We start from the raw sequence: 15,692 nt of genomic DNA, 5'->3' as shown, positions 1-15,692 counted from the left end.
CCGGGCGGTTCCTTTTTCGAGCGCGCGGCCAACCCTATCGGGGGCCTCCCTCTTCGGCCCGTGACATGTCGACGCACAGGATGCGATGACGGCCGCTGCTCTTATGGTAAAAGACGTGGGAGATGGTGATGCACAGGTTGCCCGAGGCGAGCGAGATGTACGGCCGGGTGGTGAACTTCTCCAGCCCTGCCTGGATGGGCAGAAAATATTCCTTGAGCGAGTGGTCCGCGCCCACCTCGGCGGGCTCGTAGAGGAACCGCTTGCAGGTCTTGAGCCGGTCCGGGTCGCACACGGTGTCGGAAATCTGATTACCGCGCATGTCCAGGACGTAGAGACACTCCACACTGTCGTAGGTGTCCACGAAGCTGGACAGGGCCTGGCCCATGTCCTTGGCCAGGGTCTCGGCCAGCTCCTGGCACATGGTCAGGACGGTCAGGTCGTAGCTGGAATAAAGCCGCTTGTCGTCCGCGATCTGCTGGGTGCGGTTCTCGCGGTGCCGCTCGGCCAGAGCGTCCACCTTGGTGGCCATGCCGGGCACCGCGTCCAGCCCCGGCGCGGGCCGGGCGAAATAGAATCCCTGGAACACGTCCACCCCGTTGCTGAGCAGGCACATTGCCTCCTCGGCGGTCTCCACGCCCTCGGCCAGGACCAGGCAGCCGAGCCGGTTGGACATCTGGACGAAGCTGCGGACCACTTCGAGCTTGTGGAAATGCTTGTCCACGCGGCTGATGAGCGTGCGGTCCAGCTTGATGACGTCGGGCTTGAGCAGGGGGATGCGGTCGAGGTTGGAAAACCCTGCGCCCACGTCGTCCAGTGCGATGAGAAAATCGTTTTCCCGGTAGAAGCTGACGAAGTCCATGAGCGCGTCCATGTCCTCGCACCGGGACTCGATGATCTCGATGATCACGTTGCTCGGACTGATGCCGCAGCGGGTGACCAGATTGAGCACGTGGCAGGAGCCGCGCGTCTCCTCGTTGATGCACGAGGCGTCGATGTTCATGGAGAGCATCATGCTCTTGTCTTTTCTGTGCAGCGCGGCGAAGGATTCCGCCGCGTTGGTTCGGCAGGCCCGGTCCAGGGCGAGCCGGGATGCCTTGTCCCGGGCCTGCTCGAACAGCAGGGTTGGAGGTATGATTTCTCCGCTTTGGGGGTCAAACCCTCTGCTCAGCGCCTCCAGCCCGACGACCGCTTTCCGCTTGAGCGATACCTGGGGCTGGAAGTGCGTGATCAGCGAACGATTTTCAATGATCTCTTGTATATCGGGCACTGCGGTCAACACTGAAATACCTTGCCTGTCGGCCGTTACGTTTATCAACCTCAGTGCCTGTTGCCGATGCATAAGGCCGGAGCGGCGGTGGTCGACGCCGCCCCGGCGCTTATTCTTTCGCAATCCGTTCTAGAGGATGCCGTCCTCACCGGTCCTGATGCGCAGGGCCTTGGTCAGTTCGGTGACGAAGATCACGCCGTCGCCCTCGGTTCCGGTCTGGCCGGAAGACAGGATGGCGTCGATGGCCTTCTGTTCGAAGTCGTCGTTCACGCCGATTTCGAGGCGGACTTTCTTGAGCAGATTCACTTCGATCTGCACGCCGCGGTAGGTTTCGGTGAATCCCTTCTGGCGGCCCGAGCCCAGGATGTTGGTCACGGACAGGGAGTAGATCTCCTTGGCGTAAAGCGCCTGCTTCACGTCATTCAACTTTTCAGGCCTGATGTATGCAACGATAAGCTTCATTTCTTTTATCTCCTTGGAATGATCTCTGGTTAAGTTGCCGGACTACTCGTTGCTGAAGAGCTGGAAGCCGTTGTAGGCCTCGGAGCCGTGCTCGCCGATGTCCAGGCCCTTGAGTTCTTCTTCCTTGGAAGCGCGGAGGCCGAAGACACCCTTGAGGACGTTCATGAGGATGAAACCGGTGCCGAAGGCCCAGATGAAGACCGCGCCCACGCCGAGCAACTGCACGCCGAGAAGATGGACGCCGCCGCCGTAGAACAAGCCGCCGTCAACGTTGAACAGGCCGCAGGAGATGGTGCCCCAGGCGCCGCAGACGCCGTGAACCGAAGACGCGCCGACCGGGTCGTCGATCTTCAGGACCTTGTCGATGAACTCGATGGCCAGGACGACCAGCACGCCGGCGACCAGGCCGATGATGATGGAGGGACCGGGAGTGACGGTGGCGCAGGGCGCGGTGATGCCGACCAGGCCGGCCAGGGCGCCGTTCATGGACATGGAGATGTCGGGCTTGCCGAAGCGGATCCAGGCGAAGACCATGGCGCCGAGGGTACCGGCACAGGCGGCCAGGGTGGTGTTCATGGCGATCAGGCCGATGGCGTCGTTGGCTTCGACGGTGGAACCGGGGTTGAAGCCGAACCAGCCGAACCAGAGGATGAAGACGCCCAGACCGGCCAGGGGAATGTTGTGGCCCGGAATGGCGCGGGCCTTGCCGTCCTCGGTGTACTTGCCGATGCGCGGGCCGAGCACCAGGGCGCCGGCCAGGGCGATCCAGCCACCCACGGAGTGGACGACGGTGGAACCGGCGAAGTCGCAGAAGCCGAGGTTGCCCAGCCAGCCGCCGCCCCAGATCCAGTGGCCGGAGACGGGGTAGATCAGGCCGGAGATGACCATGGAAATAATAACGTAGGTGCCGAACTTGGTGCGCTCGGCCATGCCGCCGGAAACGATGGTCGCGGCGGTGGCGGCGAACACGGACTGGAAGAACCAGAAGGTGTAGGTCCAGGGCAGGTCCGCCTCGGTGATGCCGCCGAGGGCATACCCGGAGGTGCCGATGAACCCGCCGGCGTCCGCGCCGAACATGAGGGCGTAACCGAACAGGAAGAAGATGATGGAACCCGCTGCGTAATCCAGGAAGTTCTTCATCATGATGTTGCCCGCGTTTTTGGCGCGGGTGAAACCGCACTCAACGCAGGCGAAGCCGGCCTGCATGATCATGACCAGCGCGGCTGCGATCAACGTCCACAGAATGTTGGCGTTGGACTGGGTCAGGTACTCCACATCCTGCGCGTAGGCAAAAGTGGGGGCCAGGACTGCTACCAAAGCGGCCGCGCCGATGGCGAGCCTCTTGGAAACATGGGTCGGGGACTTTCTCGAAAACATTGCAATACTCCTCTTTGAATGGAATGCGTTTCTAACCTGCCCCTCTCTTATCAAGAGTCGTGCCAATCACGGTTTTTATTGCTATTGGCGTAAAATCCGGCTTTTCGCCCGTTTTTTAGTGACCATATTTTTTCATTTTTGTGATAAAGTACATTTTTGCAGGGTGAAAATTACCTCAAAATTGTCAATATGTAAAAAATTGTCAAAACCGACAAAAAGTGACCGCCGGTCGCAAGAATATAATGTAATACACGCTATCTCCTCGGAATCGTGACAAAAGTTTTAGTTGACAGTTGCCCCTTGAGGGTGTAGCTCTATTTCCCATGAACTCCACCACCGTTTCCAACGCATACTTTTCCAACTTTTATTTTTGGTATTGGTTTAGCCATGCCCGCGGGCTTGGAAGAGGTGGCGTGTAACCGGATGGTGGATCACACGTAAGCAAGAACTTCTTCAAGGGCCGCGGGCGAAAGCCGGCGGCCCTTGTTTTTTTACCGGCCGCCGGCCTCCCGCCGGCTCCTTGGGGCAAACAACTTCAAAGGAGAGAGAACATGCACATCGGTAAAGCCATCAGGTTGGAGCGCATCTTCAACCGCAACACAGGCCGGACCATCGTGGTCCCCATGGACCACGGCGTGACCGTCGGCCCCATCGACGGACTGGTCGACATGCGCGAGGCCGTGGGCCGGGTCGTGGACGGCGGAGCCAACGCCGTCATCGAGCACAAGGGGCTGGTCCGTTGCGGCCACCGCGCCCAGGGCAAGGACATCGGGCTCATCGTCCACCTGTCCGCCTCCACCACTCTTTCCCCCTTCCCCAACGCCAAGTCCCTGGTCGCCTCCGTGGAGGACGCCATCCGCCTGGGCGCTGACGCCGTATCCATCCACTGCAACCTCGGCGACGAGACCGAGGCATCCATGCTCAACGATTTCGGCAAAATGTCCTCCGAGGCGGCCAACTGGGGCATCCCGCTCCTGGCCATGGTCTACGCCCGCGGCCCCAAGGTGAAGAACGAGTACGACCCCGAGATCGTGGCCCACTGCGCCCGCGTGGGCACCGAACTGGGCGCGGACGTGGTCAAGGTCAACTACACCGGCGACAAGGAGACCTTCGCCCACGTGTGCGACGCCTGCTGCATCCCGGTGGTCATCGCGGGCGGCCCTAAGCTCGACAGCACCGAGGCGTTCCTCCAGATGGTGCACGACTCCCTGGAGGCGGGCGGCGCGGGCCTGTCCGTGGGCCGCAACGTCTTCCAGCACGAGAATCCCACCCGCCTGGTGCAGGCCCTGAACATGATCGTCCACGGCGACGAATCCGTCGAAGCCGCCCTCAACCACCTCAACGCATAGCGGAACCGCCATGAAAAAAGTCATCTTCAAATCCGTGCCCTTCGACAAGACCCTGGTCACCCTGGCCCTGGAATCCGGCGTGGACGCCGTCATGGTCGAGAAGGATCAGGCCGATTCCGTCCGGGCGCTCGGCCGCGTGACCGTCATCACCCCCGAGGACATGCCCGTGGTCGAGCTGGCCAAGAAAGCCGACGAAGACGTGGCCGTCAAGGCCATCCAGGCGGGCAAGGACGTGGTCCTCAAGAAGGGCTGGGAGATCATTCCGGTCGAGAACATCCTGGCCCAGGTGGACAGCCTGGCCCTGGAGTGCGAATCATTGGACCGGGCCCTGCTCGCCGCGGGCATCCTGGAGCGGGGCTGCGACACCATCGTGGTCCTGCCCGAAGGGGCCGCCGACCTGAAGCGGATCGTCGCCGAACTCAAACTCTCCCAGGGAACCATGGAACTTTCGACCGCCACCGTCACCGCCATCGAACCCACCGGCCTGGGCCACCGCGTCTGCGTGGACACCATCTCCATGCTCAAACGCGGCCAGGGCATGCTCATCGGCAACTCCAGCGCCTTCTCCTTCCTGGTCCACGCCGAGACCGAATCGAATCCGTACGTGGCCGCCCGCCCCTTCCGGGTCAACGCGGGCGCGGTCCACGCCTACGCCCAGATGCCCGGCGACAAGACCACCTATCTCGAAGAACTCTCCGCGGGCACAGACGTGCTCATCGTGGGCGCGGACGGGGCCACCTCCCTGGCCACCGTGGGCCGCGTCAAGGTCGAGGTCCGGCCCATGCTGCTGATCACCGCCGAGGTCAAGACCGCGAGCGGGGTGAAGACCGGCCAGGTGTTCCTGCAGAACGCCGAAACCATCCGCGTGGTCTCGGACAAGGGCGAGCCCGTGTCCGTGGTCACCCTCAAGGTCGGGGACAAGATCCTCGTGCGCACCGACGAGGCCGGACGCCACTTCGGCATGCGCATCAAGGAAGACATCAAGGAAGGGTAGCGCCTTTGGCGCTCCGGGAAGGGAAAGGAAACCCTTTGAAAAGGGCTTTCCCTTTCCCTTCCCCGGACTCCATCCCCTTTCCCTTCCTAAACTTTTTATGCCGCTTCGCGGGGTGGGGGTTGAGAAAAACTGTCCAATGAAGCATGACATTATTAAGATGAGCGAAAACCACCGCGCTCAAACGGCCCCGCCGGAGGCGCGACAAAAAATTTAGGAGGGTCCGGGAACCCTTTTCAAAGGGTTCCCGGCCGTCGGAGACGCCCCGCCGGAGAGGCGCCGCCGGAGGCTTTCCCTGGAGACAATATGGCTGACATGAAAGACCAGAACGACATCCCCGATCTCGCGGAGCTGCGGGATTCCATCGACGCGCTGGACAAGCGGATCGTGGACCTGCTCAACCAGCGGGCCGAGGTTTCCTTAAGCGTGGGCCGGTACAAGGCGGCCAAGGGCGAGGCCATCTACAAGCCGTTCCGAGAGCAGGAGGTCATGGACAAGATCGCGGGTTCCTCGCCCGGCCCGCTGCCGGACAAGCACCTGCGGACCATCTACCGCGAAATCATGAGCTCGTCGCGCCACCTGCAGCGACCCGAGCGCGTGGTCTACCTCGGCCCCGAGGGCACCTTTTCCTATTTCGCGGCCATCGAGCACATGGGCTCGTCCGCCTCGCTGACGCCCAAGGGGAATTTCGAGGAGATATTCCGGGCTGTGGCCGAGGAAGGGGCAGAGCTGGGGGTCATCCCGCTGGAGAACTCCATCGAGGGAACCGTGGGCCAGGTGGTGGACCTGTTCATGAGGTACAAGGTCTACATCCAGGCCGAGGTCTTCAGCCGCATCAGCCATTGCCTCATCTCGCACGCCGACAAGGTGGAGGACGTGGAGGTTATCTACTCCCACCCGCAGCCGCTGGGCCAATGCCGCGACTGGCTGCACGCCCACCTGCGCGACGTGCCGACCATCCCCATGGAGTCCACGGCCGAGGCCGCCGAGGTGGTGGCGAACAAGAAGGCCGCCGCGGTCATCGGCCACCGCAAGCTGGCGGACATGCACGGCATGAACGTGCTGGCCGAATCCATCGAGGACCTGCCGGACAACTGGACCCGCTTCGTGATCATCGGCGCGTCCCCGTCCCAGGAGGACAAACGCGACAAGACCTCGATCCTGTTCACCACGCCCAACCGGCCGGGCGCGCTGGCCCGCGTGCTGACCACCTTGGCCCACCAGGGCATCAACGTGACCAAGCTCGAATCCCGTCCCTTCCGGGGCGAGAAGTGGAAATACGTCTTTTTCGCCGACCTGGCCTGCGACCTGGGCGGCGGCCGGTACGAGGACGTGCTGGAAGACATCCGCCACCAGTGCCTGACCCTGCGGGTGCTCGGCACCTACCCCACCCAGGAGGAACTGCAATGACCAAGGACCCGATCATCGTCAACGTCCCGGCCAGCAAGTCACTGTCCCACCGCACCCTGATCGCGGCCGCCCTGGCCAAGGGGGTGTCCGAGATATCCTCGGTCCTCGACTCCGACGACATCACCCGCACACGGGGCTGCCTGACCGCCTGCGGCGCGTCCATCGAGGAGAAGGACGGCAAACTCGTGGTCAGGGGCATGGAGGACGGGCCCAAGGGGGGCAACGCGGACGGCAAGCACAAGGACGAGGCCCCGCACGAGCTGTTCATGCACGAGTCCGGGACCACCTGCCGGTTGATGACCGCCGTGGCCGCAGCGGGCCGGGGGACCTTCCGGGTGCACGGTGCGCCGCGCATGCACGAACGCCCCATGGCCGAGCTGACCACCGCCCTGTCCGGCCTGGGAACCAAATTCGACTTCGAGGGCGAGGCGGGTTTTTTGCCCTTCGTCATGACCGCCGGGGGGTTCAAGGGCAAAGAGGTGGAGATCACCCTGGAGGAGAGCAGCCAGTATCTGTCCGGCCTGCTCCTGGGTGCGCCCATGGCCGACCACGAGATCACCATCACCGTGACCGGCAAAAAGGCCGTATCCTGGCCGTACGCGGCCCTGACCCTGCGGATCATGGAGGACTTCAAGGCGGGCTTCACCGTGGAGGTCCGCGAGGGGCGCGACTGGAAGGCCGTGCCCTGGCGCTCGATCAAGAGCGTGACCCCCGGCAAGGTCCGCTTCATCGTCCGGCCCACCGGCTACGAGAACACCGGGTACCAGGTCGAGGGCGACTGGTCCAACGCCAGTTATTTCCTGGCCGCCGGGGCCGTGGGCGAACGCCCGGTGCTGCTCAAGGGGCTGGCCGCCGATTCGCTCCAGGGCGACCGGGCGATCATGGACATCCTCAGCCAGATGGGGGCCTCCATCAAGGTCAATTTCGACGGCATCCTGGTGGAGCCGGGCAGGCTGCGCGGCATTGAGGTGGACATGGGCCGCTGCCCGGACCTGGTGCCCACCGTGGCCGCCGTGGCCGCCTTCGCCGCCACTCCGACGACCATCGGGAACGTGGCCCATCTGCGCGTCAAGGAGACCGACCGGCTGGCCGCCTGCGCCACGGAAGTGGCCCGCACAGGGTGCGAGACCGAGACCACCGACGACTCGCTGATCATCCGTCCGGCCCCCCTGCCGCGCGGCCGCGAGGTGGACTTCATGACCTACAACGACCACCGCATGGCCATGTCCATGTCCCTGTTCGAGCTGGCCGGGATCAAGGTCTCGCTTGACAATCCGGCTTGCGTGGGCAAATCATTCCCGGACTTCTTCAAAGAGTGGAAGAAGATCACCGGCTAAACGGAACGAACCGGAAAATCATGACAAAGGGAATCGACCACATCACCATCGTGGGTGCGGACGGGCAGATGGGCAGCCGCTTCTCGGCGGACTTCGCCGGACTCGGCCTGACCGTGACCGGGCTGGGCCGCAAGTCCTCGGACGAGGATGTGCGCGCCGCGCTGTCCGGCTGCGACCTGCTCCTGCTCAGCGTGCCGGTCACGGCCATGGCCGCCGTGCTCGACCGCATGGCGCCCCACCTCGCCGCACCGACCATCCTGTGCGACGTGGGCTCGGTGAAGGTCATGCCCGTCAAGGCCATGCTCAGGCGCTACGAAGGGCCGGTGGTCGGCACCCACCCCCTGTTCGGCGCGGTCATCCCCGAAGGGTTCGAACCCAAGGTGGCGGTCATGCCCGGCCGCGACCGGGACGCGGACGCGGCCGCATCGGTCGCCGACCTGTTCACCCGCTGCGGCTACACCTGCTTCGACTCCACTCCCGCGGAGCACGACCGGGCCATGGCCTACATCCAGGGGCTGAACTACACCTCCACCGTTGCCTTCCTGGCCGCCGCCCGCGACGTGGACGGCATCCGGGAGTTCGTCACCCCTTCCTTCCGGCGCAGGCTCGATTCCGCGGCCAAGATGCTCACCCAGGACACCGAGCTGTTCGAGATCATCTCCGAAGCCAACCCGTTCCTGCAGGAAGTCAGCCGCAAATTCATGTCCTACCTCAGCCTGGCCGCGGGCGGCGACCTCGAATTGCTGGCCGACCGGGCCCAGTGGTGGTGGCGTAACGAAGAATCATATTAATGGGGTGCGGCGCTTGAGCCCGGCACACGATTACACCAGTAACCGGAGCCGCACCCCGACCCAGGGTGCGGCTTCATTTTTTCAAGGAGAACTCGGATGAACGGTACGTGAAAGAAATCGGAAAACCGCAAGAAGATCAAGGGATGGCAGGTTATACCCCGGCCATATCATTAATAACACGTTTTCAGCGAACGCGGTTGTGCGCCGGTTCATGCCCCGCACGCACGCGTTGCGAAGGATAGACAATGCAGAAAATCACCCTCACGCAGCACGGCAAATGGTTGCCTGCCGACGTGCAGACCACCATCTCCCTGTACATGGGACTGGTGGGCGACCAGCCCGGCATTCTCCTGGAATCCGCCGAGGTGGACGGGCGGCTCGGCCGCTACTCCCTCATCGCCTTCGACTACAGGCTCATGCTCCACCCCGTGGACGGCAAGCTGGTGGTGGACGTGGGCGACGACCGCCTGGCCCCGCTCAAGGAACTGGAGGGCCTGGATTACCTCCCCGGCCTCAAGGCCGTCCTTAAAAATCTGACCATCGAACAGCGCACCACGGGCGGCAACCCCAGGGACGGGCTGCCCGGCCTGACGCGCGGCCTGTACGGCTACTTCGGCTACGGCACGGCCGGCATGTTCGAGCGCAAGCTCAAGGACGTGTGCAAACCCGAGGACGCCGAGGCCTGCCTCATCCTGCCCGGCCAACTGGTCCTCTTCGACCACCTGCGCCACTCCTGCTGCTACCTGAGCCTGGACGAAGGCGCGACCCCACGGCCCGCCCCGGTTCAGTGGGGCGCGGACCTGAACGCCCCGGAGGCGGGGGCCCCCACGGTCTTCCCCGGCAAGGAGGCGCACATGGCCACGGTGGAGCGCTGCAAGGAGCTCATCAGTGAGGGCGAGTGCATCCAGGTGGTCCCGTCCATCCGCTTCTCGGTGCCCCTGTCCGACGAACCGTTCAAGATCTACCGCAGGCTCCGGCAGGCCAACCCGTCGCCGTTTCTGTTCTACATGAAGTTCCCGGACTGCCCGACCATGGGCAAGACCCGCAACACCACCCTGCTCGGCTCCTCCCCCGAGATGATGGCCCGCAGCGCGGCGGGCCAGTTGGAAGTCCGGCCCATCGCCGGAACCCGGTGGCGCGGCGACACTGAAGCGGAAGACAACCGCCTGGAAGCCGACCTGCTGGCCGATCCCAAGGAGCGGGCCGAGCACGTCATGCTCGTGGACCTGGGCCGCAACGACCTCGGCCGCATCTCCAAGCCCGGCACCGTGACCGTGGAGAAATTCATGAACGTGGAGCGGTTCTCCCACGTCATGCACCTGACCTCCTACGTCCGGGGCGAACTCAAGGACGGGCTGGACGCCATCGACGTGCTCCAGGCCACCTTCCCGGCGGGCACCCTGTCCGGCGCGCCCAAGATCCGGGCCATGGAAATCATCGCCGACGTGGAGCCCCAGGAACGCGGCCCCTACGGCGGCTGCATCGGCTGGCTGGGCCTGGACGACGACGTCGTCTCCCTGGACACCGGCATCACCATCCGCTCCATGTGGATCCGCGACGGCCAGTGCTATTGGCAGGCCGGCGGCGGCATCGTCTACGACTCCGACCCCGAAGCGGAATGGAACGAATGCAACAACAAGGCCCGCGTGATCCTCGAAGTCATCACCGGCAAGGGAGGCACCGATGTTTTTGCTGATCGATAATTTCGACTCCTTCACCTTCAACCTGGTGCAGGCCTTCCAGCAGCTCGGCGCCGACCCGATCGTCATCCGCAACGACCGCGAGAAGGTCCTGGAACTGGCCGGAAGCGGCGAACTCGAACGCGTCTGTCTGTCTCCCGGTCCGAGCAACCCGCAAAACGCGGGCTTCTGCCTGGAGTTCCTGGCCCGGCTGCCCAAAGAGGTCCCGGTGCTCGGCGTCTGCTTGGGCCATCAGACCCTGGGGCACTTCGCGGGCGCGCCCGTGGAGCGCGCCGAGCGGATCATGCACGGCAAGACCTCCGAGGTCTTCCACGAGGGCCGGAGCGTGTTCAAGGGACTGCCCTCCCCGTTCACGGTCTGCCGCTACCACTCGCTCATCGTCCCGGCCGAAAAGGCGGCCGACAAGATCGAGGTCACGGCCCGTACCGATCAGGGCGAGATCATGGGGCTGCGCTACAAGGACCGCCCCTGGCACGGCGTGCAGTTCCACCCGGAATCCATCCTCACCCCTGAAGGCCCCAAGCTTCTGCAGAACTTCCTGAACATCAAAGGATAAGACCATGACCATATCTGAAATACTCGACATCCTGGCCCAGGGAAAATCCCTGAGCGACGACCAGGCCGATTTCATGTTCGCCGAACTCATGGACGGCAAGATGACCGAGGCCCAGGCCGGTGCGTTCCTCATGGGGCTGCGCGCCAAGGGCGAGGACTCCACCGACCTGGCCGCGGGCGTGCGCGCGGTCGTCTCCCACGCCCGCAAGATCCCCGGCTTCGAGGGCAATCGGCCCGAGCCGGTCATCGACACCTGCGGCACGGGCGGCGACGGCCAGTGTTCGTTCAACTGCTCCACGGCCGTATCCCTGTTCCTGGCGGACATGGGCTACACCATCGCCAAGCACGGCAACCGCGCCCTGTCCTCGTCCTGCGGCTCGGCCGACGCCCTGGAGGCCCTGGGCATCCCCCTGGACCAGACCCCGGATGAGGCCGCCGCGGGGCTCGAAAAATACCACTTCGCCTTCCTGTTCGCGCCCGCCTACCACCCGGCCTTCAAGTACATCATGCCCGTACGCCAGCAGCTCGGCATCCGCACCCTGTTCAACTTCATGGGCCCGCTGACCAACCCGGCCCGCCCCTCGCACCAGTTGCTCGGCGTGGGCGACGCGGAGCGCCTCTTCCTCATGGGCGAGACCCTGCTCCTGACCGGCGTGAGGCGGGCGCTCATCTTCGCGGGCGCGGGCGGATTCGACGAGCTGACCACCTGGGGCGTGAACCGGGGCTACATCATCGACGACGGGCGCATGGACAAAGCCGTGGTCGACCCCGCCTCCCTGGGCTTCCCGCGCCACGCCCCCGAGGACGTGCGCGTCAACGGCAAGGACGATGCCGTAGCCAAACTCAAGGACATCCTGACGGGGAAGGGCCCGGCACCCATGATGGACATGGTGGCCCTCAATCTGGCAGGGTGCCTCAACTTGCTGGACAAGGGCACCATGGCCGAATGCGCCGACATCGCCCGCGACGTGGTTCATACAGGACTGACAAAAGGACTTCCCTATGCTGGATAAATTCAGAGAGGCCAAGCGGCTCGAAATCGAGTCGCTGCACAAGGACTTCGCGGCCGGGCGCATCCCGGCCGTCTACCAGGGCGAACGCCCCTCGTTCGTCGAGGCCATCCGGGCCAAGGGGCCGGGCGCGATCATCGCCGAGTTCAAGCCCGCCAGCCCAAGCCGGGGCGTGTTGGGCGAGCACCTCAACCCCCTGGACTTCGCCGACGCCTACGCGAACAACGGGGCGGCAGCCATCTCCGTGCTGACCGAACACCAGTACTTCAAGGGCTCTCCGGACTTCCTGTTCATGATGAACGGGCCCGGCCTGCCCCTGTTGCGCAAGGACTTCATCTTCGACCCGCTCCAGGTGGCCATGACGGCCAGCAGCCCGGCCTCGGCCGTGCTGCTCATCGCCCGCATGTGCGACGACGCCGCCCACCTCAAGCAACTCATCGACATCGCCCGAATGCCCGGCCTGGCCCCGGTGGTCGAGATCTTCGACCAGGCCGACCTGGACCGCGCCCGCGAGGCCGGGGCCGACATCATCCAGGTCAACAACCGCGACCTGGACACCCTGACCACCACCCTCGACCAGGGCCGGCGCTTCATCAAGCAGAAGCACGACGGCGAGCTGTGGATCTGCGCCAGCGGCGTGGAGACCCGCGCCCAGGTCGAGGAGATGGCATCCCTGGGGTTCGACGCGGTCCTCATCGGCACTTCGCTGATGCAGGCCGATGATCCCGGTGCCAAGCTGGCCGAGCTGGCGGGAGTCAAGTAGGATGCCCCGCCCCCTGGTCAAGGTCTGCGGCATGACCCGAATGCGGGACGTCGAACTCTGCGTGAGCCTCGGCGTGGACCTGCTCGGCTTCATCTTCCACCCCAAGAGCCCGCGCAACGCGGACCCGGACTTCGTGGCCTCGGTCAAGACCGGCAAGGTCTCCAAGGTCGGGGTGTTCGTCAACCAGACCGCCGACGAGGTCCTGGAGACCATGGACCGTTGCGGACTGCATGCAGCCCAACTGCACGGCGGACAGGATGTGGACTTCTGTTGGAAGATCGGCCCCGACCGGGTCATCCGGGCCTTCTGGCCCGACACCTATCCCTCGCCCCGGGCACTGCTCCGGGACCTCGAAAACTACGCCGAGGTCTGCGGCCACTTTCTCCTGGACGCGGGCGGAAAAGGCCAGGGCGGCACCGGCAAGTCCATTGATTTTGCCATGCTGCAACCTATCGAAATACAAACACCTTGGTTCCTTGCTGGCGGCCTCGGGCCCGATAACATCCGCGAGGCGCTGGCCGTACACCCCTCCGGCCTGGACATCAATTCCGGCGTGGAAAAGGCACCGGGCATCAAGGACGAGACCAAACTGCGGGAAGTCTTCCGGATTCTCGCGGAAATGGAATAAGGATCTATCATGAAGAAAGGATACTTCGGCGATTTCGGCGGGCAGTTCATCCCCGAGCTGCTCATGCCGCCGCTCATCGAGCTTGAAGAGGCCATGAAGACCATCCTCCCCACCGAGGAGTTTCAGACCCGCTTCACCAATATGCTCAAGGAAAACGTGGGCCGCCCGTCGGCCATCACCTACTGCCCGAACCTGTCCAAGGACCTCGGCCTGGACCTCTGGCTCAAGCGCGAGGACCTCAACCACTCGGGCGCGCACAAGATCAACAACACCCTGGGCCAGGGACTGCTGGCCAAAATGATGGGCAAGGACGTGCTCCTGGCCGAGACCGGCGCGGGCATGCACGGCGTGGCCACCACGGTCGCCGCCGCCATGCTCGACATGAAGGCCGTCATCTACATGGGCGCCACCGACGTGGTCCGCCAGGCCCCCAACGTAGGCCGCATGCGCCTCATGGGTGCGGAGATCGTGGCCGTGGAGTCGGGCACCAAGACCCTCAAGGACGCCATCAACGCGGCCCTGCGCCGCTGGCTGTCCGACCAGGAAACCACCCACTACTGCTTCGGCACCGCCGCCGGGCCGCACCCCTTCCCCACCCTGGTCCGCGAGTTCCAGCAGATCATCTCCAAGGAGGCGCGCGAGCAGTTCATGGCCCGCAACGACGGCAACCTGCCCGACGTGGTCGTGGCCTGTGTGGGCGGCGGGTCCAACGCCATCGGCATGTTCCACAATTTCGTCCCGGACGAGTCCGTCAAGATCGTGGGCGTCGAGGCCGCCGGAACCGGCGAGCCGGGTTGCTACAGCTCCGCGCCCATCGACCACGGCACCGACGGCGTGCTGCACGGCATGATGAGCAAGCTGCTCCAGACCGAGGACGGCCAGATCGAGCCCTCCCATTCCATCGCGCCCGGCCTGGACTACCCCGGCGTGGGCCCGGAGCACGCCCATCTCGACGCCATCGGCCGCGTGGACTACACGACCATCAACGATGCCCAGGCCATCAACGCCTTCAAGACCCTCTCCAGGCGCGAAGGCATCATCCCGGCCCTGGAATCGTCCCACGCCGTGGCCTACGCCATCGAGAACCGGGAAAAGCTGCAAGGCAAGTCCGTGCTCGTCTGCCTGTCCGGACGCGGCGACAAGGATCTGGGGATACTCGACCAGATTCTGTAAAGAATGCCTCCGGCGGCCCAAGAACCTTTTGAAAAAGGTTCTTAGGGATCTCCAAAACTTTTTGGGTGCGCTTCGCGCAAGCGGGGGCGCCGAAAAAAGGATAATAAGATGAATAAAATGCAAGTGAAGATAGAAGAGGCTCGGGCCAAAGGGAAGGTCGGGCTCATTCCGTTCCTGCCCGCCGGGTTTCCGAACCGCGAGCAATTCTGGAAGGAAATGGAGGAGCTCGACGCGGCGGGCGCGTCCGTCATCGAGATCGGCATGCCCTTCTCCGACCCCGTGGCCGACGGCCCGGTGGTCGAAAAGGCGTCCCTCAAATGCCTGGAAGACGGCATCAACCTGACCTGGATTCTGACCGAACTCAAGAAGCGCAAAGGGCAGTTCAAGGCCGCCCTGCTGCTCATGGGCTACCTCAACCCGGTCTACCAGTACGGCCTGGACAAGTTCGGCGCGGACTGCGAGGCCGCCGGGGTCTCCGGCCTGATCATCGCGGACATGCCGCTCGAAGAGTCGCAGTTCGTCAAGGACGCCGTGGAACCCCACAACGTGGCCCTGGTCCCCCTGATCGGCCTGAACACCACCAAGGAACGCATGCGGCTCTACGCCGACGGCGCCCAGGGGTTCTGCTACTTCGTGTCCGTGCTCGGCACCACCGGCCAGCGCGAGTCCCTGCCCGCGCGCATCAAGGAAAAACTGGCCGAGGCCAAGGAAGTCTTCGACATCCCCGTGGCGCTCGGCTTCGGCATCAAACACCCGGACCAGCTCAAGGAATTCGGAGGCCTCATGGACGCCGCCGTGTTCGGCTCCGCCCTCATCTCCCACATCGAATCCGGCCACTCCAGCGACTCCTTCATGGAGCCGTGGAAGTAAGTGTGCCTC

General features: G+C 64.2%; 15 protein-coding genes. 12 read left to right on the top strand and 3 right to left on the bottom strand.

Going from position 1 to position 15,692, the window contains the following annotated elements:
- Positions 1–34: 34 nt before the first annotated feature.
- The 3 genes from V8V93_RS08015 to V8V93_RS08005 form a co-directional block, all read right to left on the bottom strand.
- Positions 35–1,267 carry an EAL domain-containing protein gene (locus tag V8V93_RS08015; protein WP_338669838.1) on the bottom strand — a complete coding sequence of 411 codons (1,233 nt, stop codon included), beginning with the start codon at positions 1,265–1,267 and terminating at the stop codon, positions 35–37.
- A 129-nt stretch (positions 1,268–1,396) separates the two neighbouring features.
- Entirely contained in the window at positions 1,397–1,729 is a 333-nt protein-coding gene (locus tag V8V93_RS08010) for a P-II family nitrogen regulator (protein WP_338669837.1), read from the bottom strand.
- Positions 1,730–1,771: 42 nt separating this feature from the next.
- Positions 1,772–3,106, bottom strand: a complete 1,335-nt coding sequence (locus tag V8V93_RS08005) for an ammonium transporter (RefSeq protein ID WP_338669836.1) — start codon at positions 3,104–3,106, stop codon at positions 1,772–1,774.
- Positions 3,107–3,657: 551 nt separating this feature from the next.
- Here V8V93_RS08005 and V8V93_RS08000 point away from each other — a divergent pair.
- The 12 genes from V8V93_RS08000 to trpA all read left to right on the top strand — a co-directional run bounded on the left by V8V93_RS08000 (position 3,658) and on the right by trpA (position 15,683).
- On the top strand, positions 3,658–4,455 hold the full coding sequence (locus V8V93_RS08000) for a 2-amino-3,7-dideoxy-D-threo-hept-6-ulosonate synthase (protein ID WP_338669835.1): 798 nt from the start codon (positions 3,658–3,660) through the stop codon (positions 4,453–4,455).
- A gap of 10 nt (positions 4,456–4,465) precedes the next feature.
- A complete protein-coding gene (locus V8V93_RS07995; RefSeq protein ID WP_338669834.1) occupies positions 4,466–5,449 on the top strand; it encodes a 3-dehydroquinate synthase II family protein in 984 nt (327 codons plus the stop codon).
- Positions 5,450–5,752: 303 nt separating this feature from the next.
- On the top strand, positions 5,753–6,856 hold the full coding sequence (pheA, locus tag V8V93_RS07990; RefSeq protein ID WP_338669833.1) for a prephenate dehydratase: 1,104 nt from the start codon (positions 5,753–5,755) through the stop codon (positions 6,854–6,856).
- Positions 6,853–8,193, top strand: a complete 1,341-nt coding sequence (gene aroA, locus V8V93_RS07985) for a 3-phosphoshikimate 1-carboxyvinyltransferase (RefSeq protein ID WP_338669832.1) — start codon at positions 6,853–6,855, stop codon at positions 8,191–8,193. Before pheA ends, aroA begins: the two co-directional genes overlap by 4 nt.
- 20 nt (positions 8,194–8,213) lie before the next feature.
- The gene (locus V8V93_RS07980; protein WP_338669831.1) at positions 8,214–8,984 is read left to right on the top strand and encodes a prephenate dehydrogenase; all 771 of its coding nucleotides are present in this window, start codon (positions 8,214–8,216) and stop codon (positions 8,982–8,984) included.
- A gap of 245 nt (positions 8,985–9,229) precedes the next feature.
- A complete protein-coding gene (locus tag V8V93_RS07975; RefSeq protein WP_338669830.1) occupies positions 9,230–10,687 on the top strand; it encodes an anthranilate synthase component I family protein in 1,458 nt (485 codons plus the stop codon).
- Entirely contained in the window at positions 10,668–11,240 is a 573-nt protein-coding gene (locus V8V93_RS07970) for an anthranilate synthase component II (protein WP_338669829.1), read from the top strand. The genes V8V93_RS07975 and V8V93_RS07970 overlap by 20 nt, the downstream gene beginning before the upstream one ends.
- A gap of 4 nt (positions 11,241–11,244) precedes the next feature.
- Positions 11,245–12,252 carry an anthranilate phosphoribosyltransferase gene (trpD, locus tag V8V93_RS07965; RefSeq protein ID WP_338669828.1) on the top strand — a complete coding sequence of 336 codons (1,008 nt, stop codon included), beginning with the start codon at positions 11,245–11,247 and terminating at the stop codon, positions 12,250–12,252.
- Complete coding sequence (locus V8V93_RS07960; protein WP_338669827.1) at positions 12,242–13,012, top strand: indole-3-glycerol phosphate synthase TrpC; 771 nt, start codon at positions 12,242–12,244, stop codon at positions 13,010–13,012. Before trpD ends, V8V93_RS07960 begins: the two co-directional genes overlap by 11 nt.
- Before the next feature lies 1 nt (position 13,013).
- The gene (locus V8V93_RS07955; RefSeq protein ID WP_338669826.1) at positions 13,014–13,640 is read left to right on the top strand and encodes a phosphoribosylanthranilate isomerase; all 627 of its coding nucleotides are present in this window, start codon (positions 13,014–13,016) and stop codon (positions 13,638–13,640) included.
- 9 nt (positions 13,641–13,649) lie between these two features.
- Positions 13,650–14,813, top strand: coding sequence for a tryptophan synthase subunit beta (gene trpB / locus V8V93_RS07950; protein WP_338669825.1), 1,164 nt, complete (start codon positions 13,650–13,652; stop codon positions 14,811–14,813).
- 108 nt (positions 14,814–14,921) lie between these two features.
- Positions 14,922–15,683 (top strand): tryptophan synthase subunit alpha, encoded by a 762-nt coding sequence (gene trpA / locus V8V93_RS07945; RefSeq protein ID WP_338669824.1) that lies wholly within the window; start codon positions 14,922–14,924, stop codon positions 15,681–15,683.
- The last annotated feature ends 9 nt before the right edge of the window (positions 15,684–15,692 follow it).

The sequence above is a fragment of the Pseudodesulfovibrio sp. 5S69 genome (genome assembly GCF_037094465.1).
GTDB classification, from domain to species: domain Bacteria; phylum Desulfobacterota; class Desulfovibrionia; order Desulfovibrionales; family Desulfovibrionaceae; genus Pseudodesulfovibrio; species Pseudodesulfovibrio methanolicus.
Note: the sequence above shows the minus strand (reverse complement) of the source record. Positions and strands in the feature narration are given on the sequence as shown.

Coding starts and splice junctions, on each gene's coding strand:
- V8V93_RS08010 (WP_338669837.1), bottom strand. CDS start 1,729: ATGAAGCTTATCGTTGCATACATCAGGCCTGAAAAGTTGAATGACGTG.
- V8V93_RS08005 (WP_338669836.1), bottom strand. CDS start 3,106: ATGTTTTCGAGAAAGTCCCCGACCCATGTTTCCAAGAGGCTCGCCATC.
- V8V93_RS08000 (WP_338669835.1), top strand. CDS start 3,658: ATGCACATCGGTAAAGCCATCAGGTTGGAGCGCATCTTCAACCGCAAC.
- V8V93_RS07995 (WP_338669834.1), top strand. CDS start 4,466: ATGAAAAAAGTCATCTTCAAATCCGTGCCCTTCGACAAGACCCTGGTC.
- pheA (WP_338669833.1), top strand. CDS start 5,753: ATGGCTGACATGAAAGACCAGAACGACATCCCCGATCTCGCGGAGCTG.
- aroA (WP_338669832.1), top strand. CDS start 6,853: ATGACCAAGGACCCGATCATCGTCAACGTCCCGGCCAGCAAGTCACTG.
- V8V93_RS07980 (WP_338669831.1), top strand. CDS start 8,214: ATGACAAAGGGAATCGACCACATCACCATCGTGGGTGCGGACGGGCAG.
- V8V93_RS07975 (WP_338669830.1), top strand. CDS start 9,230: ATGCAGAAAATCACCCTCACGCAGCACGGCAAATGGTTGCCTGCCGAC.
- V8V93_RS07970 (WP_338669829.1), top strand. CDS start 10,668: ATGTTTTTGCTGATCGATAATTTCGACTCCTTCACCTTCAACCTGGTG.
- trpD (WP_338669828.1), top strand. CDS start 11,245: ATGACCATATCTGAAATACTCGACATCCTGGCCCAGGGAAAATCCCTG.
- V8V93_RS07960 (WP_338669827.1), top strand. CDS start 12,242: ATGCTGGATAAATTCAGAGAGGCCAAGCGGCTCGAAATCGAGTCGCTG.
- V8V93_RS07955 (WP_338669826.1), top strand. CDS start 13,014: ATGCCCCGCCCCCTGGTCAAGGTCTGCGGCATGACCCGAATGCGGGAC.
- trpB (WP_338669825.1), top strand. CDS start 13,650: ATGAAGAAAGGATACTTCGGCGATTTCGGCGGGCAGTTCATCCCCGAG.
- trpA (WP_338669824.1), top strand. CDS start 14,922: ATGAATAAAATGCAAGTGAAGATAGAAGAGGCTCGGGCCAAAGGGAAG.